Consider the following 20667-nt stretch of genomic DNA (forward strand, 5'->3'; position numbering starts at 1 on the left):
CTATTTTTTTCTCCTTACGCGGTCCTCAATCATACCTACAAATTCACTGTGACCTTTAACTCGTTTAATCTCATTATCACTGTTAAACGACACGCGCTTTCCGTTTACCGACATCACAGAAGCTGATGATCTCGAACTGCTGGTAGCGGACGGCCCAAACACGCTTAAGGCAGTAGCCAGATAAGGTTCGTTTTTGTCGCCAAAGTCGTAGCGCGGATCATCAAAAAGCGCAGAGGTAGCCGTTTCTTCAAAGTCCGGAACCATCCCCTCAAAATAACCGCCCTGATCAAGCGCATTTTTAGTTTCAAACAGGGAATAATAGACGTCGTACTTGTTCTCCAGTCGGATCGGGAAGAAACCTATTGGTTTGCCATAGGTACGCTCGCCGACAAGCTTAACGTTCATCTTCGGCTTCAGACTGTTAATCACCAGTTCACTCGCTGAGGCCGTATTACCAGTCACAAGAAACACAACATTGGTAACGTTCTTGACCTCTCCGGCTTTCCTGAAGTAGTTGGTGTTGCCGGCTACCGAATAATCCACATCATCGAAATAATTAATGATCCGTCCATTGCTGCTGTACTGCACCTTCTCATTATCGTCCAGAATAGGCTGATTTTTCATGATGGTTGCCTTGCCGTTACGAAGCGTCTCATTAAAATACTCCTTATACATCACACCCGAGGCTGTCGACGGCGCAATCAGGTTGACCAGATGCTCGGCTGTGCTTACATATCCGCCACCATTATAACGCAGGTCGATCACCAATCCTGTAACCCCCGCAGATGCGAAAGCACTGAAGGCCTCGTTGAGGGCAGCAACAGAGTTTGCGGTATTAGAAAAACGCGCGTAGGCCAGATAGCCGATCTTTTTGCCGTTATGATCAATAACGCTGCTTGTCAGCACCGGACTGCTTTTATACACCGTTTTGTTAATCGTAACATCAAAAGTCCCAACCTGCTGGCTACCCAAGTACTTTGTTCCTTCCAGTCGCACCGTACTGGCATTCATGCCGTTTTCAACAATAGACTCCTCAGTCCGGTAATTTGCGCCGATCGACTGCCCATTGATCTTTTTTATAGCCCAGCCCCGTTCCATGCCTTTTTTATCGGCGTCCGAGCCCGGGTAAACCGCCGTGATGAAAAGCAGGTACTCATTATTTGTATTACTGGTGGTATAAATGATTGGTCTGATGCCCAGATCATTACCATTTCCTTCCAGATCTACCGACGCACTGCTGTTCGGTTTCGCTACCAAAGCGTTAGGGTTCCTGGTGGCGATATCTTCTATATAGGAATATTTAAGATACGGGCCGGCGGCCACATATTCAGGTGCCTCGGCAGCTCTGGCTATATTGAGCAGATTGTCATCATAATTTGCCAAATCATTGCCTTTGGAGGTATACTTTCTGGGCTCATACGTATCATAACCTGGCAAAGTCGTATTCCAGTAATAGATCTGTTTGGCATACAGGAACAGCGAGTCGTTGGTTAATGCCCGCCTGTCGGTAGTAGGCGTTTGCTTTACATTCGTTTCTTCGTCGACTGGATCTTCCGGACGGTTCTTATCCTTCTTACAAGCAGTAAAAACGGTGGTCAGCACAAAGCCAAGTAACATGACGTGGCGCAGGGTATATTTTCTCATGTAATTGTTGCGTTATATAGTGGCCCGGGAGCACAGTTAAGCTGTTGGTATTAACGTTATTAAGTTAACAATAGTTTCTCAACATTCAAAAAATCAACACCAGCTTGTTCCGCACAGATCCGGTCTGCCTCATTACGACCTACCAGCAATACATCCGAACGATCGAGCTGATGCTCGTCCAGGATCTGAAGAAGTCCGGCGGGCGACGGCTTTAGCTCCGACTCCACAGCAAAATACACCTTGAGATATTGCTCAAGGCCATGCCATTCCACTTGCCTGATCTTATTGAGCTGCGTAGAAGCATCGCCATTGGTAAACAGAAAAATGTGTTTCCGCTCCACCACAACGGTCTGCAGGAACTGCAATATTTCCTGAAAAAGAAGAAGTTTGAGCGGTAGCTTGGCACTATGCATCAGCAGCTCGAAATTTAACCGGTATTTTTCCGGGAGACCAAACCGTGCAGCAGTCTTACCGAAAACCTCATCCGCGCCCTCCGTCTGATAAACCTGCTGCATGAACGGGACCATTTCCGAGGCGCTGACCTGCTCGCCGTATTCCATAAACTGCGCAAAGAGATAGTATACCTGCAACAAATAATCCTTTTCAGGATACATCACATCGTCTAGTTCAAATACGAAGGCAGATTTGCTATTCAGGTAGTCGTTCCAAGTACTCATCTCATCGATATTAATCTTCAGCCTCAAGGATCACTACACCAAACTCTTCAAAAAGAACCGTCGATTTAGAAAGCGCAGAGCGTTCAAAATCATTCATCGGCAAAATGGCGTTCACCTGGTGATCCAGGCAACAGGTGAGCAAAACATGCGCCGTAATATCCTTATTCAGTTCACCGAGAGATATAAAACTATATGCTTTTGAGGGAAATGCAGGAACTTCACCGTAATCGGCCAGCACAATTTCAGCCAGATCGAACCGCTTCAACATCTTAAGCGCAGCAGCCGTTTTGCCGCCGGTAATCATCACTTTCATATAATCAGACCATCTTTCATTGTCACCACCCTATCGCAGATCTTGGCCAAATCCTCATTATGCGTCACAATCACAAACGTCTGCCGGAAACTATCCCGTAGCGTCACAAAAAAGCGATGTAAAGACGCAGCATTCTCCGAATCGAGGTTACCCGAAGGCTCATCCGCCATGACGATAGCCGGGTTGTTGATCAGTGCACGCGCTACCGCTACCCGCTGCTGCTCCCCGCCAGAGAGCTGATTAGGTTTATGATGTGCACGGTCAGTTAAACCGAGCAACTCCAGCAATTCAAAAGCCCGTGCTTCGGCCTGTTTGCGAGGCGTTTTAGCAATAAAGGCCGGTATGCAGATATTTTCAAGTGCGGTAAACTCCGGAAGCAAATGATGGAACTGAAATATAAAACCGATATTCCGGTTGCGGAAAACACTGAGCAGCTCACCCGAAAGCTTGTTCACCTCCGTGCCATTCAGCAATACCGTACCCTCATCAGGCTTATCGAGCGTTCCAAGTATATGCAGCAAAGTACTTTTTCCGGCGCCGGAAGCACCGATGATGCTCACGATTTCCCCCCGGCCTACCTCCAGGTCTACCCCCTTAAGTATATTAAGATTCCCGTACGCTTTTCTTATCCCTGTAGCCTTTAGCATAAGTGCAAACTTACTATAACAGCGGCATAAAAAATAATCTTAAAAATATTTGGTATAAACATGCAATTGACTAACTTTGAAACACAAAGTACTTTAACCATGAACAAGCAGGAAGAGCAACTTAATGCGCTAAACGACATCCGGAAGATAATGGATCGTTCATCCCGTTTCATTTCCTTAAGCGGTTTATCGGGTGTTTTTGCAGGCGTTACTGCCCTGGCAGGTGCCTACATGGCTTACCGGGAACTTCAGCACTATGCCGCGGGAAATTATGGATACGGTACGGATTCCGACATCGACATTGAATATAATCTCCTGAGAATAGCGGTTCTTGTATTATTTACCGCTATTGTTGGCGGATTGATGCTTTCCTTCCGGCAAAGCAGGAAGAAAGGTCTCCCCTTTTGGGACAAAACAGCGAAGAATCTGCTGCTCAATCTGGCCATTCCGCTTGCCGCCGGAGGCATCTTCATTCTGGCGATGCTTATTGCGCATCCCAACACATTCGGACTTGTAGCGCCCTCCTGCCTCATTTTCTACGGACTCGCCCTCATCAACGCAAGCAAGTATACCTACTCAGACATTCGTTTTCTGGGCTTCTGTGAAATCATACTGGGACTTATCTCTATGTTTTATATCGGTTATGGTCTTTATTTCTGGGCAGTGGGTTTTGGCGTGCTTCATATCCTCTACGGCGGAATCATGTACTTTAAGTACGACCGGAGCAACGCATAACATTAATCTTATGAAAAACCCGATAGTAGACTTAAACAAAGTATTCGACAGCCGGATCAGACTCGGCGTGATGTCTGTCCTGATGGTCAACGACAGGGTGAGTTTTAATGATTTGAAACAGCTGCTGGAGCTTACCGATGGAAACCTGGCCTCCCATCTCAATACGCTTGAACAGGCTGAATACATCAAAATATATAAAACCTTTGTAGGCAAGAAAACAAATACCACATACGAGGTGAGCGATCTGGGGCGACAGGCGTTCAAGGCGCATCTGGATGCGCTCGAGAAAATGATTAAAGGCGTTTAATTTTTTTTGACTATATACTTTGAAATACAAAGCACTTTTATGACTAGAGAAGACAAAACTATTAAACAGCTCACCGGGCTGACGGCTATACTGGCTGCCTTTTCCTTTATCGTTGGAACAGCCATTTTTCTAAGCGTTGTCCTTACCAGATACGCGCCCCTCATGGTAGTCGGAGGCATCTTTACCCTGATCGCAGTCGCCGCCAACGGCATCTTACTGCTCACCCTATTGATCGCGATGATCACCTACCCGCATCGGTATTGGCAGATCCTCCAGCTTGCCGGCGTGCTACTCTGCAATATTCCGGTCGCCATCGCATACCTGTTATTCGTCGTTCACATCATCAAAATCTAATTAAACTATATGGAAAAGAAAATCGATACCCGGCTCTTAGCCACACTTGGCGGCGGCATCCTGTTCAGCTACCTCTTTTGGATGGAATATCAGGCGTTAAACCTGTTGGTCTACAGTGTGTTCCTGTTAACCTTCATAGCTTTAGACCGCAGCATGGAGAAAACAAAAAAAATACTACTGACCGGTGCTGCCCACCTTATATCGGCCATCCTGGTGGTCACGCTGCATACCGATCTTACCATCGTTAGCTGGTATATCAGTCTGGCGGTATTTACCGGATACACACATTTCCAGGCGATCAGAAGTATATTCACTGCCGTAGGCGGCGCCTTACTCCAGTTTTTCAGCACACCGGTCAATATCATCCGCGGGCTGATCAGCGCGCATTTCGGTTCAGTATCCTTTCAGCCCGTCTTACGCCCCTTAGCCATTATCGCCATACCGCTTTTCCTGCTCCTGCTATTCACCCTGCTGTATGGCAATGCGAGCGCGACTTTCGCGCGGTACCTCGACCAGATTGGCAACGTATTCAGCATCGTTTTCGCTGGTGTATTCGACTTCCTGTTTGCCGATTTAAGCTTCCTGAGGTTCCTGCATCTGATGCTGGGCATTATGCTTACCGGTGCAGTTTTTATCGGCTTTCGCGACAAGGCGCTCGAACGGGCGGAGCTTGCGTGTACAGACCAACTGTACCGCAAAAAGCGTAACCGGGAGTCGACCAATATAGGTCAGGAAATGCTTGAGATCCTCGCCGGAACTTTCATCAACAAAAAGATGGCGCTCAAGACGGAAAACACGATCGCCATCGCATGCTTTATTATGCTCAACCTCCTGTTGCTGAGCTTTAATGTGGTCGACCTCAACACTGTATGGCGCAACGCCTTTGCAAACCCGGCCGGGGCCAACCTCTCGGCTGCATTGCACGATGGTGCCAACGCCCTCATTGCAAGCATTATTCTGGCCATGCTGGTCATCATCTACTTCTTTAATGGCAACCTGAACTTCTACAGCCGCAACAGGACTATCCGTATTTTAGCCTATATATGGATGGTGCAAAACGCCTTTCTCGTGCTTTCCGTGCTGGTCAGAGACCTCAACTACATTGCCGCAATGGGCCTCACTTATAAGAGGATCGGTGTCATCGTATTCCTGCTCTTATGCAGCGCCGGGCTGATCACGGTTTACATCAAGGTCTCGGCCAGGAAAACCATCTTTTACCTGCTCAGGGTCAACACGCTGATCTGGTATTGCTTGCTACTCACCTTCAGCTTTGTAAACTGGGACGTGCTCATTGTGCAATACAACATTGCCAACAGAAACAGCATCCAATTGGACCTCGATCATCTGCAGTCTATGTCGGACAAGACCTTGCCCTTGCTTTGGGAGCATAGAGCATTATTTAAGAATGAAAACCTTCTCGACCGGGTTATGTCCTTCAAGAAGCGTTACGCTAGACAAAGCTGGCAATCCTACAATTATGCAGATCAGAAAACCTGGGAATATTTCAAAACAGCCAAAAAATAGTCGTAACAATACAATGCGGTTTCTTGGTATAAAGACTGGGAAATTGTAGATTTGGACAAATTTTTTCAGAATGAATATTCACGAATATCAAGGTAAAGAAATACTTAAGAGTTTTGGAGTAGCCGTGCAGGAAGGCATCGTTGCCGACACGGTAGAACAAGCTGTAGAAGCTGCTAAAAAAATGAAAACCGACTTTAATTCCGACTGGGTTGTGGTAAAAGCACAGATCCATGCAGGCGGACGCGGTAAAGGCGGTGGCGTTAAATTAGCCAAAAACCTTGACGAGGTGAAGGAAAAAGCAGGTGCTATTATCGGCATGCAGCTCGTAACCCCGCAAACTGGTCCGGAAGGCAAAAAAGTAAATAAAGTACTTATTGCACAGGATGTATACTACCCGGGTCCTTCAGAAACAAAGGAGTTTTACATGAGCGTACTGCTGGACCGTGCAAACGGACAAAACATCATCATGTACTCTACCGAAGGTGGTATGGACATTGAAGAGGTTGCTGAAAAAACCCCTAACCTGATATTTAAAGAAGCGGTTGACCCGAAAGTGGGCCTGCAAGGTTTCCAGGCACGTAAAATTGCCTTCAACCTTGGGCTAAGCGGTGCAGCCTTCAAAGAAATGGTAAAGTTTGTAAGTGCTTTGTATAAGGCATACGACAATACCGATTCGGCGATGTTCGAGATCAACCCTGTATTGAAAACATCCGATGACAAGATCATCGCTGTAGATGCTAAGGTAAATCTTGACGAAAACGCCCTTTTCCGCCATGCTGATTATGCAGCAATGCGCGACAAAACAGAAGAAGATCCAACCGAAGTTGAAGCAAGCGAGTCTAACCTGAACTATGTGAAACTTGACGGAAACGTAGGTTGTATGGTAAACGGTGCTGGTTTGGCTATGGCGACGATGGATATCATCAAAATCGCTGGTGGTGAGCCTGCAAACTTCCTTGACGTGGGCGGTACCGCAAACGCACAAACGGTAAAAGCAGCTTTCAACATCATTTTGAAAGACCCTAACGTAAAAGCTATCCTGATCAACATCTTCGGTGGTATTGTTCGTTGCGACCGTGTAGCACAAGGTGTTATTGATGCGTATAAAGAGATCGGTAACGTTCCCGTTCCAATCATCTGCCGTCTGCAAGGTACAAACGCAGAAGAGGCTAAAAAACTGATCGACGAGTCAGGATTAAAGGTTTATTCAGCTATCGCACTGAAAGATGCGGCAGACCTGGTAACCAAAGTACTGGCTTAATAAGAAAAACGGACTGATCGAGCATCAGATTCAATAATCAAAAAAAGGGATATCCAAACGGTATCCTTTTTTTTTGTCTGCTAACATATGCTCTATTTAAACTTATAGCTACTCGATTATCGCTGAACTTGCAGCCACTTAAACGTTGCCGGATCCGCTTCGAGTACATCTACCCCATCCTTTCCCGGCTTAAAAGTGATATCTATAACCGCCGTTGCCCGTGGCGAAACCCGGGTGTCCGACCGGTGGGTATGCAACACATATCGCAGTTTACCTTCTTTGTCCGCAAATACATCACCGTGCCCTGAGCCATTATATCCGACAGTCTTCCTGCTGATAATCGGATTGCCCTCATACTTCTTCCATGGTCCGGTTGGAGAAGTTGCCGTAGCATAGCCTACCGCATAATCCTTGTTACGGAAATCATTCGAAGAATAGATCAGATAGTACAGTCCCTTATGCTTGAACACAGTCGGCCCCTCCGCCACAGGCCAGTCAGAACCCGCAGTATTCTCCCACTCAGCAGTGCTGGCTATACATTCTTTTTCCGTGCCTGGAACAATGTCCGACAAATCCTTCTTCATTTCCACCACAAAAATGCGGTTGCCCTCCTGTAATTTAACATGATACAAGTACACCTTACCCCCGTCAAAGAAAACAAATGGATCAATTTGCTTGCCCGATCCGCTCAGGGCGACCGGACGAGTTTGTTTAAAGGGTCCGGCGGGACTGGCGGCTTTGGCGATGGCAATTTGCTCATCGGCCGTGTAGGCCATATAATAATTACCTTTATGCTTAAATATCTGCGGCGCCCAGAAACCGCCGTTGCCAAAGGCATCACCTTTTTTAAGCGCCAGGCCGTCAGGCCGCTCAATGGCTTTCCATGAAATCAAATCGGCCGACTCATAAGCGCGAAAGCCCATAGGGCTGCTTGTTCCGTATAAAAAATACTTACCCTTATCCGCAAACACCGTCGGATCGGCCAGGAATACCGAAGCTTGCTGGGCAATACTCTCCAGCGATGTAAAACTGAGCGCGCCGAGCAAAAAGCCAGCTAAAACTTTAGAAAATCTCATCCGCTAAAACTAAGAAAATTTGCGCTCAATAAGCCTTAAAATCACAGCTAATGGCAAGGGTTTATTGTACGGAAAGTGCAAGGCATCCTTGGTGTTCTTCCCGCGGTACGCTAAAGCTTCAGCATCCAGCTCCTTATCATAGAAAGGATACATGCCGATTTGCTTTTTATAACCCGCAACATATACATGCTCTCCCTGAAGCCCGAACGCAGGCATATTGTACCGGATACTTTCCTCGACCTCGGGAAAGGCCTTTAAAATTGCTTCCCGAAGCTCACGAAGCCTCAGCTGCACCGGTTCGTCCAGACCGATCAGATACGTCTCGAAATCTTTTGGTTTCATATACTTACTTCTATGCTTCAGCTTAAAATTGCGTCTATTCTTTAGCCCAAACTGTCGCCCAGATAATTACAAGCCCTGCAAGCCCACTGGTTATCGCTGCGAAAGGGAAAAAGTAAATATACTCGATTACGCCAAAATACAAATAAGCCAGGCCAAGCGGAAACATAAGTTTAGTCACCGCTGGCCTGTAGGCCGCGACTAGTCCTTTGTATTTAACACAATATAATTTTCATTTGAACTATAGTATAAACATTTGTTTATATTTGTCGTTAAATGTACTACAAAAACATTGGTTAATAAATCTATGGCAGATGTTGCTGATATCGTAAAGGTTTCTGAGGATTGGAACATTGATAAAAGTTCTCATAACGTTTTCTCGAGCGACGAAGTTATCACAGCTTATTTTAAAGGAAAAAAAGAGGGTTTGAAAGCCTATCAACAGTCGTTATTGGACTCATTGAATAAAATGTCGATGAGTGCGCAAAACAAACATACCAAATTTTAGATTACCTGAATGCAAAGAAGTTCTCCAGGTCATCCGCCTACCTTAAAATCCTGCAATGGAACGTCTTGAAAGTGCTTATTCCTGTCAAAGAAGAGGATTTTCTAAGCAGTGATTTTCTTAGTACTTACGATTTCGTAAGCGACATAGAAGAAAAATCTTGCAGTAGCACCTATGCCGTAACATTTTCCTTCCTGGACTATTCAGAAAATGTAAACGAGAAGAACCTTCATTCGGACGGTTTTATTTTAAAGCTGAAAAATTATATGTTAATCCCATAAAAACTCGGTCGAAATCTGTATTCTGACTTAGAAAGAGGCTCTATTTATACGCAATCTTGTACATCGTTCCGTTCATTTCAAGCAACTCCGGCCGCTGCTTCTTGGGATAACTGAACATCAGCACCCTTTTTGTCTGCTCACCTGGACTTAGCTTTAAGTTAGCCCCCGCGCCAATAACCACCAATGTAGCCTGATAAATCTTTGCAACAGGGTACTTCATTTTCGTATCGGCGTTCAGCAAGTAAATTTTGGTTAGATCTACTACCTCTTCGGAATTCGTATTATTGGTAAGCAATAACCACATGTTCACAAAAGTATGGCCCTTTGGCGGAACCAGCATACGGTTTCCCCAGGCAGACTGGCCGTCGCTCGATTGGACTTTCAAGATGTCGACCTGGATATCCTTCTGGTAAGTGAGTCTGTTTTCCGCGACTTCATAATGGACTGAGCATGCAGTGAGCATGCAGATTAGGCAGAGTAGACCTGTGTGGCTAATAAATCTAGAGCTGAGCATGTTTGATATTTAGATACACGAATATAGAAAATTTTCCGGCAGCTGAAACAAATCGTTAAATTATCGGTCTCATAGCTAACCACTTACAAACCATAAAAATGATCCTAAAACGCTACATTTTTTTATCAATCCTCTTCGTGCCTCAGCTCTTGCTGGCACAAAACACCAACACGCTTTCTGGCGAACTAAGCACGAAAATAGACGGCATCTTTTGATGGCCGCATTATGCATCCTACATTCAATAAAACTTTGCAATAACTATCAGGCCAGCTCCACAGCTTTATTAAAAGACGAAATCGGCTGTTTGTACAACACTCATAGGTGAAACATGTGTGCTACATGCGAGCATATAATTGGATAATATATGGATAATAATTAGATAATAAATAGGGGGTTGGTATATCGTTGGTATATCCTTGACATATCCTTGATATATCGTTGATATATCTATTTGATATGATAACGATATGTCAAGGATATTGGAATGTATTCTTAACTATCTATTTATTATCCGGTCATATTGTAAAAATTATGTAATTATATGCCTCTATAGCCAGACTATTCTAAATGTTATAGTAAATTAGAATCAAACTACGTCACCATTAATCAAAATGTAAACTATGGCTACAGCACCAAACGGCCCACTCGGCCATCATCAGGGTAAGGTCGGCAACATCGTATACTATATGTTAAACGGCCAGCCTGTCGCGCGCAATATTGGACGGAGTACCAAGCCTCCTACCGAAGATCAGAAACAGCATAGGCGTAAATTAAAGGTAGTCAATACTTTTTTAAAGACCTTCAAAGATTTTATCAATATTGGCTTTCAGGGATTGACCCGCGGAACAAAGCAAAACGCTTTTAATCTTGCCAGTAAAGCAAATTTTCACCATATCCTGAAAGGCGAGTATCCCGACTATCAGATCGATTACTCCAGGCTGATGCTCAGCCAGGGACCGTTGAAGCCTGCGGCGAATGCCTCTGTGAAGGTTGAGGGCGATGGACTGCTGTTCAACTGGGAGACCGACCCGATGATGTTGTATGCAGAGTCTACTGAACAAGCCATGTTGCTGGCTTATTTCCCGGAAGAAGAGCAGCAGATCAATACGCCTTTTGGCGCACTACGCCAGTCTGGAACCGCTGTGCTTCCCCTACCGGAGAACCTTAGGGAGGCCTATATGGAGGTTTATATATCATTTATTTCAGCCGACCGGTCGCAGGTGGCAGACAGCGTATACCTGGGCAGTTTGAACGGGCATGAACAGGAAGATTAATAATGGCTTAAGCATATCGTTATGGGTATTATAGATTCAGGGATCCTCGGCGGCTTCCGAAACAAGACAGGCCCGGTAAGCGGCCGCAAGCATATGGGGCAGGATGTGATCACTTCTGCCTATCGAAAGAGTAAAAAACCCTTGACTCCGGCACAGCTTTACGAGCAGGAAAAGCTTGGTATGCTGAGCAGCTTTTTGAACAGTATTAGCATACTTACTGATCCTGGCTTTAAAAAGTTTGCAAAAAAAATGAGCGCCGTTAATGCTGCTGTATCTTACAATTATCCTAAGGCTTTTCTTTATTCGGAAGATTATCAGCCTGATATGAAGGAGCACCTGCCTGGACTGATCGAGCTGAATTACCCGGCTTTGGTGTACAGCCGTGGCGACATTGCAAGTCCGGATGGACTGCGCATCAGTCGCGATGGCGATATAGTAACCTTTAGCTGGGCCGCAAGACAGCAGTCGCAGTATTGCCAGCATACCGATCTGGCTTCTGTATTGGTGTACTTTCCACAGGCAAAGCGCGTACTTATAAAGCACAATGCCGCTCAAAGGCACCAGCTGGGACTAGAGGTTAAGGTACCGCATTCGTTTAACGGATTGCTTCACTGCTATATTAGTTTTTGTTCGGCCGATGAAAAGATTCGCGGTAACAGCAAGTATGCGGGCTGGCTGGAGCCTATAGCAGAAGGTAATCAGGAATAATTTCTTAAATTGCGTAAAACTAAAATGTTATGAAAAGAAACCTTCTGCTCCTGCTTGCCTTTATCACGCTAACGGGGATAGTCCGCGCGCAGGAAACCAAAGATGCTAAAGCAAGTGCGGTAAACTTATATAATCCGAAGGCAGACGCACGGGCAGATATAGATGCGGCAGTGGCCCGGGCGAAGAAGGGCGACAAGCATGTTTTTATACAGGTAGGCGGCAACTGGTGTGTGTGGTGCATCGCTTTTCATAACATGGTGGAGCAAACGCCGGAGGTCAAAAACTTCCTGACCGCCAACTATGAAACGGTTCTGGTCAACTATAGCCAGGAAAATAAAAATGCTGAAGTGCTTAAAAGTCTGGGTTATCCCGGCAGGTTTGGATTTCCTGTATTTGTGATACTTAATGGCGAAGGCAAGTTGCTTCACATACAAAACTCGGCTTACCTGGAAGAAGGAAAGGGACACAGTGTGAAAAAGGTGATGGATTTTCTGAAAGGCTGGACTTCGGCAGCAATTAAGCCAGAAAATAATAATTATTGAGTATCAGCACCACACCTATCAATGGCAAAAACGAACTATAAAACCATCGATGAGTACCAGGTTACCTTTCCTGCAGAGACCCAGGACAGAATGCAGCAGATCCGGGAGATTATACATGAGGTATGTCCGGATGCAGAGGAAGTCATCAGCTATCAGATTCCCTGTTTTAAGTATAAAGGTTACCTGATCTACTATTCTGCATATGCGAAGCACATCTCTTTGTCTTACCCTTTCAGTGCTGAATTACTTAGTCATTTTAAAGCGGATTTACAGCCCTACAAAGTGAGTAAATCCGCTATACAATTGCCAAACGCCGAACCCCTGCCTTTAGATTTTATCGGGAGACTTGTCGCGTTTAGGAAACAGGAAAACGAAAAGTAATATCCTGTCTTACGAACTCAGGAGCACGAACCTCCTCACTGGTCCTGGGAGTTTCAGGGGTTGCCGGGGAAATGTAAGCAGTGCATTTCCAGTTATAGAGACGTTCGGATCGGCCCTACCTGCAATTAACAATTAAGAAAATGAGACGTTTTTATTTGCTATTATTATTTTTATACATTCCAGCCTGGCTCTTTGGTCAAAACGCTCAAGAAAAAGAGTATACAAGAATACACAGTCTTCTAAGCGAGGCGTTTAAGATGGGTTTTGTCAAGGATACTAACGATATCGTTCTTTTTGCTTTGAAAGTAACCGTAGAAATAGGTAATGATGACAAGCTTAATATACTTAAACTAGAAGCTAATGACTCGACCGCACATCGTGTATTTCCAAATCTAGATTTTTTGAAAAAGATTGATTATAGGCAATTTATGGACAATAAAAAGCATACTACGTTTGTATTCCCAATATCGATCACGACGCTAACGGGTTCTAGTGACGTATTTGGAATGGTGCGGTCTACAAATTTTGCCAAAAAGCTGGCATCATATCTCTATATGGACAGTGCCCATGGGCAAAGAAACCCGACGTATAATTATATCTATTTTCCCGGCTGGAATACTACCGTAAACATCGACTATTAGGCCGTTTAGCCTTGTACTGCAATCATCGGTTAAGCCCTAGGTCAATTCCCCGATGCTCTTTTTAACAGATTTGATCCGCTTCAACCAAATTCTGGCGTGAAAAATTATCTGTACGACAATCAGAAGGATCAAAATCCCAAGCAGGTAATATTTTGTTGTGTCGAACTCGATGTTGTATGAAAAGAACAGCAGTAACCCTGAAGTGAAAACAACCCGCAGTACTACGGAGTTGATTGCGTACCTCTGAAGTCGGCGCAGATAGCTTTGCAGGGATTCAGAGATGGTTGTTCCATTCATAAGATTTTTCGACAAATCATAGCCGATCAGATTATGTGTTAAAGAAGCCAAAACTGCCACGATCAGGATAATATTAATGCCAAGTGGTTTCTGTTCTCCATCGAACATGGAATAATAGCATAGCAGAAAGGCTGTCCAGCCCACAACCTCTATGGTAAGTTGCTTGCGTATTTCTTTCAATACAGGATGTTTGTTTTCTAAAAGCATGCCCTGCAAATCGGCGAGGCCTTTTTCAACATTATTGGTGGCTTTCCACTCAGATTTTAGTTGTTCCAGTTCCATGGTGCTGTAGTTTTTGAAGTTTATTTTTGATTCTGTTTAATTTTACTGCGATGTTATTTTCTGTAGTACCAATGACTTCAGCGATTTCCTTGTGACTCATCTCGTCCAGATACAGCGCCACGATAGCGCGCTCGCCTTCGCTCAATTGTTTAAGAAGTATGAACAGCCGCTCCTGCCGGTAAAGTTGTTCCTCGCTGCGTTCAGCAGCAGGTAAGTCGGGAAGATCTGTTTCGTATCGAATGTCCGGGCGCGTTTTCCTAAAGGAGGCTAGCGCTGTATTGAGTGCCACCCGGTACATCCATGTGCTTACTTTTGATTCAGACCTATAGCCAGGACAGGCCTTCCATAGTTGATACGTGATCTCCTGGAACAGATCTTCCCGATCTTCCGCGCTTTCTTTGTACAAACGGCAGACCTTGTGTATAATGCCTTGATGCTCGTGCAGCATCTTTAGAAATGATTGTTCATCCATTACCGTTATTGAATATATACCATTTTATTAGTTTATTCAATAAGTTGCAATGCTTGTGCATTTCTTACATTGGTCGACCGATTTTTATGGCTATACGCTAATGCCCGGGCTCGTAAATGATCCTCAGAAATGAGCTGAACCGTTCATTTTCGCGCTTTACGGGTATCCCGGTTACGATTCCGATCATGAGATTTTCAGCTATGGAAACCCTGAGCTGTGGCCTGATCGTCATGTCAAAATCGGAGTCACGGAATTCCTTATTCATTTCCAGTCCAATGAAATTTCTGCTGCCGCGGATCATGTAATGGACGCTGGTATTGTGCTGCCAGCTCATCTCCCGACGGTGTCCGCGGTGATGCGAAATGTTCGGGCCCGTATATATGAGCGAATGGAAGCTGCTCCCCCATCGCTTTGCAACAATGAAGAACGGACTGTACAGGTGACCTAGAAATGCACCGTGCCGGTAGTCACGAAAGGGCGACAATTCGAATTCATGCATATAACCCACAGCCATCGAGGTTTGCCATGCAGGCGACACAAAGAAGGAATACTGGGTAGCGAGTTTGAGGCTGTTTAAACGGTTTCCGGGAATTGAATCAGGGTTTGTATTCCGCTGGTTCCTGTAATAAAAGGTAAAGGGCAATTCTACCTCGAAGCCTAGGCGGTTGACGGGCGCAAACTCATATTCTACAAGCGCAGTGTAGGCGTCAAACTTGTTGTTGTCGGTTAGCCCCATGCCTATGTTCCATTCGCGTTCTCCCTTGCGGGCGCCAAGGTCGCGGATCAGGTCGACATACAAAGGCTCGGCGTGCTCTACTTTGGCGGGCAGACTGTCGATGGTTTTACCTGGGGCATTTGAGTTTTGAGCGTGTATATAAAAAGAATTCGCTGTCACCATGGCAACAGCCATGAGAAAGCCAGATATAATTTTCATTAATCAGGATTTAAAGTGTTAAAATACGTTTGTTGAAAAGCAGTAGCAGCTAGCGAGTGCTACAGCTGTTGATTGTTAGATCGTATTAACACTCTGGCGGAGGAGAGATTTCGCCCGGCAGGCAATCAGTCATCACCTCCAGATAATGAAAGTCGGGATCTGCGATTTCCTGCCAGGCTATTTTTTGAGCCGTTTGCAGTTCCAGGCTCGGTGCTATCCACATGAATTTCAGGATACCATCATCGCCCTGGTCCTGGGTTTCCGGAACGGATTTTTGGAATAAGAACTCGGAAACCAATTCATAGATACTCTCAATCCGGTTTACGCTAAGATCTTCCATGTAGGTGGGCTGACCATTAACAACGGCCAGATGGCGGGCAGGGCTAATGGACAAATTGATCATTTGCAGCAGCAACATATAGCTGATGAAACGAACGAAATGGAAGCTTGCCAGATACCTAAACATTGGCAGCAAAGATAGTAAATCTATATGCTGTCTTGCGAATTTCTATATGCCCGCTTTACGAATCGGGAGCACGAAGCTCATCACTGGCCAATGAGTTTTTCCAGGGGTCGTCGGGAGCTGTGAGCGGTGCATTCCCGGTTAACGAGACGTTCGGATCGGCGGCTACCCCCAGGTCGTCAGATATAGTTCCGCTACGGAACATATGTTCATTTCTGATACAGTATTTTACGGCTTCGTAAATGGCTATGCCGATAAGCGCATGTTTGATGAATCCCATAACTTTCAGGTTTGCTTTTACAACAAGTACGTCCTTAAAAAGGTTTGCCGGGACTAGTCCCGGCCATATAGCCCATTAGGCTTAAATGGAATATTTGTTTATATTGTAACGGAAACATGGATTAACTCTAATTGTATGCCTCATGAAACGGCCCGTCGTACGCGTGCGTTTACTTTATCTCACTTTTTAGTAAGCCTGGGGCTGATGTGCCTGGCTTCTTGCCAGAGTGACAGCGAGAACCAGCGTATAAATGACCCAAAGCGGGCAGACAGCCTTATACAGCGGGCCGATGACCTGATAAATGCGGGCGAAATAGATCGTTCCCTCAGGTATTTAGATTCAAGTTATGCCAAATTTAACAATGCCGGGCCTATCGACAACTGGAAACGTTATCGACATCTTTGTTATTTTTACCTTAATTATAAGTTCAGCGCTCAGAAAGCTAACCTGTACGTCGACAGTATGTTTCGCGTACTGAAAGGACTGGAAGATGACCACAAAAATGAGTATGCCCACAGCATGTTTAGCAGAGGCGATGTTTTGCGTGCGCAAAATCACTATAATGAAGCTTTTTATAAGTACTATGAGGGCAGGCAATACGCCCTTCAGAACCTGGATACTTGTGACCTTGGCAGTTTCACAAACAGACTGGGTTTAATCAGATACGCCCAGCAGGATTTCCTTAAGGCGGTGAGCTATTTTAAACAGGCGCAGGCAGAACTGAGCCACTGCCAGGATTCCTCATCTACTTTCGAAACCTCTTTTATGCTTCCACAGTCGGTATATAATAATATCGCTTTTAGCTACGAACAGGCCGGAAAGGCAGATAGCGCCCTCATATATTACCGTATCGGTCTTGAATACATAGAGCGTGAGCAGTCTAAATATCCAGACAGAAAAGCCTATATCGAATCGGCAGTTGGGGTGTTTTGCGGAAATCTTGGCGGTCAGTATGCCCTGATAGGGAAAACAGCAGAAGCCGAAAAATATCTGAAAAGAAGCATAGCATTGAACGACCGCGAGGGCTATGCAAGAGAGGATGCGACCACGGCCAAGACCAAACTCGCTGTTTTATACATCAAACAATCGAAACTCGACGCTGCACGACAATGGATTGAGAGTATCGAAGGCGACCTGGCCAGAGAGCAAGGCAGCAATCATCAACAGCAAGTGAGGTACCGAAATGTGGTGAAGCTCAAGGCGGAATATTACCAAAAAGCGGGTGATCTGCAGAAGGCACTGGCTTACATGACTGAGTCGGCCGCCCTGCGGGATTCAGCTTGGAACGCCGAGAAAAAAATGCGTAGCATAGATATGGATGCGACTTTCAGGGAGGCTGAACAGGCTCATCAGCTTGAACTGGCGGAAAAGAACAGTCAGATCAAAACCTCTTATCTGGCGGCCGCTATACTCTTTTCTATCATAACTATCGCCTTCCTGCTTGTGATGTGGTTTAACCTCAGGCGTACCCGCAATCATTTGAAAGAACTAAGAATACTAAATAAAAAGGTCACCCAGCAAAACGGTCAGCTCAGCAATACTTTGAGACTCCTAAAACAGAGTCAGGAGGAAAACACACGGCTGACCCGCGTTGTTGCGCACGATTTACGAAGTCCGATCGGAGCTATATTTATGGGCTGCTCATTGATCATGCACAAAGACTGTCCAAATGCGGAAGACATCGAGCTTATCGAAATGATGAAAAAGTCGGCCTCCGATTGTCTCGCGCTTGTTGACGACATTCTGCAGCCTAAAAACGAGAATGGCAAGCTGCAAAAGCAAGCTGAAAATCTGCACGAGATATTACGTTTCTGTACAGATCAGCTCAGAAGCAAAGCAGCTCAGAAACAGCAAACCTTAACTTTTGAGGGGATAGATATTCGGGCACAGGTGAATGCGGAGAAGCTATGGAGGGTAATGACAAACCTGATCGGCAATGCCATCAAATTTAGTCCGGAGAACTCTGAAATTAGGGTAAGTCTAACGAAGTCGGGGGAACAAGCGCTTATTACGGTTGCTGACAACGGCATCGGTATCCCGGAAGAACTAAGGGATAAAATATTCAGCGCTCCAGCCGAGGCCAGCCGAAGAGGCACCGCTGGAGAAGAAACATTCGGACTGGGTTTGGCTATATCGAGACAAATTGTACTTGCTCACAACGGTAAGATATGGTTCGACACAATTCCAGGAAAAGGCACTACCTTTTATATAGAGCTACCCACAGGCATCGACGACTTTAGGGCTGATTCTATGCAATGATTGTTTAAAAAAAAAGAAGAGGCCTACAACTATCCAATTGTAGGCCTCTCTAACCAAATATAAATTAAACGAGCATTACAAATATAGGGACTTTTTGACATTTACAAACAAATTGCACCAGATTTTTTAAAAAAATCAGTTATTTAGCGACAAACACCAAGAATATTCGCGCTATACATGTAAAAAAAAGAACAAAAACAGCATAAACTGATTAAAATTTTAGATTTAAGCTACATAAAATCACAGTTATTGGCATATTTTCGGATCACAACCAACAATAACGAGTATATATGCTGGATATTGCTACATAAACAGTAACATTATACGATAATTTTACCAAAAATCTCTAAAAATTCGGGTAAATCCGAATTATTACTTCAAAACAACCTGCAATCGCCACAGTCAAATTTCATCTGTTATTTAACAAGTATTTCATTAATTTTGACACTCTCCAAAATAAAATCATGATCAAAAGAGAAAAAATTAAAGTTCTGCTTGAAACAAGCGAGTTTAACCGTGATGTGACGGTTATGGGTTGGGTGCGTACTTTTCGCAACAATCAGTTTATTGCTTTAAATGATGGCTCCTGCATGGGAAACATCCAGATCGTTGTTGATTTTAATAATACACCAGAAAATATATTGAAGCGCATAACGACCGGTGCGGCCATTGCGGTAACCGGAACATTGGTTGAGTCGCTCGGCAAGGGTCAAAAAGTGGAGATCAAGGCAAAGACGCTGGAAATTTTGGGTGATAGTGACCCGGAAAAGTTTCCACTCCAGCCAAAAAAACACAGCCTGGAGTTTTTACGTGAAATTGCGCACCTCCGCTTCCGCACCAATACATTTAATGCGGTTTTTAAAGTAAGACACGCGCTGGCTTTTGCCATTCATCAGTTTTATCATGACCGTGGCTTTGTTTATATGCATACACCGATCATCACTGCTTCGGATGCTGAGGGTGCGGGTGAAATGTTTAGGGTAACTACGCTTGATCTGGACAATTTACCTAAGACCGCCGAAGGGAAAATCGATTATTCGGAAGATTTCTTCGCCAGATCGGCCAACCTGACCGTATCAGGACAGCTGGAAGGTGAACTTGCGGCCATGGCATTTGGCCAGATATATACGTTTGGCCCTACTTTCAGGGCGGAAAACTCTAATACAACACGACACCTTGCTGAATTCTGGATGGTAGAGCCCGAGGTGGCCTTTGCTGATCTGGAAGACAATATGCAGTTGGCCGAAGACATGCTTAAGTATGTGATCGACTATGCGGTTAAAAACTGTAAGGAAGAATTAGAGTTTTTGAACAACCGTTTGCTTGAAGAGGAAAAATCGAAACCTCAAAATGAACGGAACGAACTGTCTTTACTCGAAAAGCTGAATTTCTGTTTGAGCAATGATTTCGAGCGTCTGACTTACACGGAAGCTATCCGTATCCTTAAAGCGTCAAAACCGAATCAAAAGAAGCAGTTTAAATATCTTATTGATGAATGGGGAGCCGACCTGCAATCGGAGCACGAGCGTTACCTGGTTGAAAAGCATTTTAAAAAACCTGTTATCCTTACAGACTACCCGGCCGACATCAAGTCGTTCTACATGCGCCAGAATGAACCGGATGAGCAGGGCAGACAAACGGTAGCGGCTATGGATATCCTCTTCCCGGGTATCGGCGAAATTGTAGGTGGTTCGCAGCGTGAGGAACGTCTCGATAAGCTTACAAAACGTATGGAAGACATGAACATCCCTCAGGAAGAAATGTGGTGGTTCCTGGACACACGCCGGTTTGGCAGTGCGCCGCACTCGGGCTTCGGTTTAGGCTTTGAGCGTCTGGTGTTGTTTGTGACTGGTATGACAAACATCCGTGATGTAATCGCCTTCCCAAGGTTCCCGAAGAATGCGGAGTTTTAAACGCGGTGTAGCAAGCAGGTTTTGGGAACGGGATTTGCACTGAA

24 protein-coding genes are annotated in these 20667 nt (G+C 45.1%); 12 read left to right on the top strand and 12 right to left on the bottom strand.

Translation table 11 applies throughout. The annotated features are described in order from the left end of the window. The 4 genes from QEP07_RS04595 to QEP07_RS04610 are packed head-to-tail and all read right to left on the bottom strand — an operon-like array spanning position 1 to position 3281. Positions 1-1644, bottom strand: a complete 1644-nt coding sequence (locus tag QEP07_RS04595; protein WP_285008760.1) for a S41 family peptidase — start codon at positions 1642-1644, stop codon at positions 1-3. A 59-nt stretch (positions 1645-1703) separates the two neighbouring features. Continuing rightward, positions 1704-2321 (bottom strand): HAD family hydrolase, encoded by a 618-nt coding sequence (locus QEP07_RS04600; protein ID WP_285008761.1) that lies wholly within the window; start codon positions 2319-2321, stop codon positions 1704-1706. Positions 2322-2331: 10 nt separating this feature from the next. Beyond that, complete coding sequence (locus QEP07_RS04605; RefSeq protein WP_285008762.1) at positions 2332-2634, bottom strand: ATP-grasp domain-containing protein; 303 nt, start codon at positions 2632-2634, stop codon at positions 2332-2334. Then, positions 2631-3281, bottom strand: coding sequence for an ABC transporter ATP-binding protein (locus QEP07_RS04610; RefSeq protein ID WP_285008764.1), 651 nt, complete (start codon positions 3279-3281; stop codon positions 2631-2633). The genes QEP07_RS04605 and QEP07_RS04610 overlap by 4 nt, the downstream gene beginning before the upstream one ends. A gap of 99 nt (positions 3282-3380) precedes the next feature. On the opposite strand from QEP07_RS04610, the gene QEP07_RS04615 reads away from it, so the two are divergent. From QEP07_RS04615 to sucC, 5 genes are all read left to right on the top strand, one after another. After that, positions 3381-4016: a hypothetical protein gene (locus tag QEP07_RS04615; protein ID WP_285008765.1), complete on the top strand. Its 636-nt coding sequence runs from the start codon at positions 3381-3383 to the stop codon at positions 4014-4016. Between the two features lie 10 nt (positions 4017-4026). Then, positions 4027-4323 (top strand): winged helix-turn-helix domain-containing protein, encoded by a 297-nt coding sequence (locus tag QEP07_RS04620; protein WP_256004910.1) that lies wholly within the window; start codon positions 4027-4029, stop codon positions 4321-4323. Between the two features lie 39 nt (positions 4324-4362). Next, positions 4363-4677 (top strand): hypothetical protein, encoded by a 315-nt coding sequence (locus tag QEP07_RS04625; RefSeq protein WP_285008766.1) that lies wholly within the window; start codon positions 4363-4365, stop codon positions 4675-4677. Between the two features lie 9 nt (positions 4678-4686). After that, positions 4687-6201 carry a DUF4153 domain-containing protein gene (locus tag QEP07_RS04630; protein ID WP_285008767.1) on the top strand — a complete coding sequence of 505 codons (1515 nt, stop codon included), beginning with the start codon at positions 4687-4689 and terminating at the stop codon, positions 6199-6201. Between the two features lie 70 nt (positions 6202-6271). Next, positions 6272-7462 (top strand): ADP-forming succinate--CoA ligase subunit beta, encoded by a 1191-nt coding sequence (sucC, locus tag QEP07_RS04635; RefSeq protein WP_285008768.1) that lies wholly within the window; start codon positions 6272-6274, stop codon positions 7460-7462. Between the two features lie 116 nt (positions 7463-7578). On the opposite strand, the gene QEP07_RS04640 is transcribed toward sucC, so the two are convergent. The 3 genes from QEP07_RS04640 to QEP07_RS04650 all read right to left on the bottom strand — a co-directional run bounded on the left by QEP07_RS04640 (position 7579) and on the right by QEP07_RS04650 (position 10126). Continuing rightward, positions 7579-8538, bottom strand: coding sequence for a glycoside hydrolase family 43 protein (locus QEP07_RS04640; RefSeq protein ID WP_285008769.1), 960 nt, complete (start codon positions 8536-8538; stop codon positions 7579-7581). Positions 8539-8547: 9 nt separating this feature from the next. Next, positions 8548-8880: an iron chaperone gene (locus tag QEP07_RS04645; RefSeq protein ID WP_285008770.1), complete on the bottom strand. Its 333-nt coding sequence runs from the start codon at positions 8878-8880 to the stop codon at positions 8548-8550. 823 nt (positions 8881-9703) lie between these two features. Then, the gene (locus tag QEP07_RS04650; protein WP_285008771.1) at positions 9704-10126 is read right to left on the bottom strand and encodes a hypothetical protein; all 423 of its coding nucleotides are present in this window, start codon (positions 10124-10126) and stop codon (positions 9704-9706) included. A gap of 671 nt (positions 10127-10797) precedes the next feature. On the opposite strand from QEP07_RS04650, the gene QEP07_RS04655 reads away from it, so the two are divergent. The 5 genes from QEP07_RS04655 (at position 10798) to QEP07_RS04675 (ending at position 13723) form a co-directional block, all read left to right on the top strand. Then, positions 10798-11451, top strand: coding sequence for a DUF6266 family protein (locus QEP07_RS04655; RefSeq protein WP_285008772.1), 654 nt, complete (start codon positions 10798-10800; stop codon positions 11449-11451). Between the two features lie 21 nt (positions 11452-11472). After that, a complete protein-coding gene (locus QEP07_RS04660) occupies positions 11473-12159 on the top strand; it encodes a DUF6266 family protein (RefSeq protein ID WP_285008773.1) in 687 nt (228 codons plus the stop codon). A 29-nt stretch (positions 12160-12188) separates the two neighbouring features. Then, entirely contained in the window at positions 12189-12701 is a 513-nt protein-coding gene (locus QEP07_RS04665; protein WP_285008774.1) for a thioredoxin family protein, read from the top strand. A 21-nt stretch (positions 12702-12722) separates the two neighbouring features. Next, positions 12723-13082 carry an iron chaperone gene (locus QEP07_RS04670; RefSeq protein ID WP_285008775.1) on the top strand — a complete coding sequence of 120 codons (360 nt, stop codon included), beginning with the start codon at positions 12723-12725 and terminating at the stop codon, positions 13080-13082. 140 nt (positions 13083-13222) lie between these two features. Continuing rightward, positions 13223-13723: a hypothetical protein gene (locus QEP07_RS04675; protein WP_285008776.1), complete on the top strand. Its 501-nt coding sequence runs from the start codon at positions 13223-13225 to the stop codon at positions 13721-13723. A gap of 36 nt (positions 13724-13759) precedes the next feature. On the opposite strand, the gene QEP07_RS04680 is transcribed toward QEP07_RS04675, so the two are convergent. From QEP07_RS04680 to QEP07_RS04700, 5 genes are all read right to left on the bottom strand, one after another. Beyond that, positions 13760-14302 (bottom strand): hypothetical protein, encoded by a 543-nt coding sequence (locus QEP07_RS04680; RefSeq protein WP_285008777.1) that lies wholly within the window; start codon positions 14300-14302, stop codon positions 13760-13762. After that, a complete protein-coding gene (locus QEP07_RS04685; protein ID WP_285008778.1) occupies positions 14277-14774 on the bottom strand; it encodes an RNA polymerase sigma factor in 498 nt (165 codons plus the stop codon). Before QEP07_RS04685 ends, QEP07_RS04680 begins: the two co-directional genes overlap by 26 nt. 97 nt (positions 14775-14871) lie before the next feature. Next, positions 14872-15708 (bottom strand): HAEPLYID family protein, encoded by an 837-nt coding sequence (locus QEP07_RS04690; protein WP_285008779.1) that lies wholly within the window; start codon positions 15706-15708, stop codon positions 14872-14874. 85 nt (positions 15709-15793) lie between these two features. After that, positions 15794-16174, bottom strand: coding sequence for a hypothetical protein (locus tag QEP07_RS04695; RefSeq protein ID WP_256004889.1), 381 nt, complete (start codon positions 16172-16174; stop codon positions 15794-15796). A 55-nt stretch (positions 16175-16229) separates the two neighbouring features. Then, complete coding sequence (locus QEP07_RS04700; protein WP_285008780.1) at positions 16230-16451, bottom strand: hypothetical protein; 222 nt, start codon at positions 16449-16451, stop codon at positions 16230-16232. Positions 16452-16586: 135 nt separating this feature from the next. On the opposite strand from QEP07_RS04700, the gene QEP07_RS04705 reads away from it, so the two are divergent. Both QEP07_RS04705 and asnS read left to right on the top strand, forming a co-directional pair. Beyond that, complete coding sequence (locus tag QEP07_RS04705; protein ID WP_285008781.1) at positions 16587-18710, top strand: tetratricopeptide repeat-containing sensor histidine kinase; 2124 nt, start codon at positions 16587-16589, stop codon at positions 18708-18710. Between the two features lie 464 nt (positions 18711-19174). Further along, entirely contained in the window at positions 19175-20623 is a 1449-nt protein-coding gene (asnS, locus tag QEP07_RS04710) for an asparagine--tRNA ligase (RefSeq protein WP_285008782.1), read from the top strand. Positions 20624-20667: the final 44 nt, after the last annotated feature.

This window comes from Pedobacter faecalis (genome assembly GCF_030182585.1).
Lineage (GTDB): Bacteria > Bacteroidota > Bacteroidia > Sphingobacteriales > Sphingobacteriaceae > Pedobacter > Pedobacter faecalis.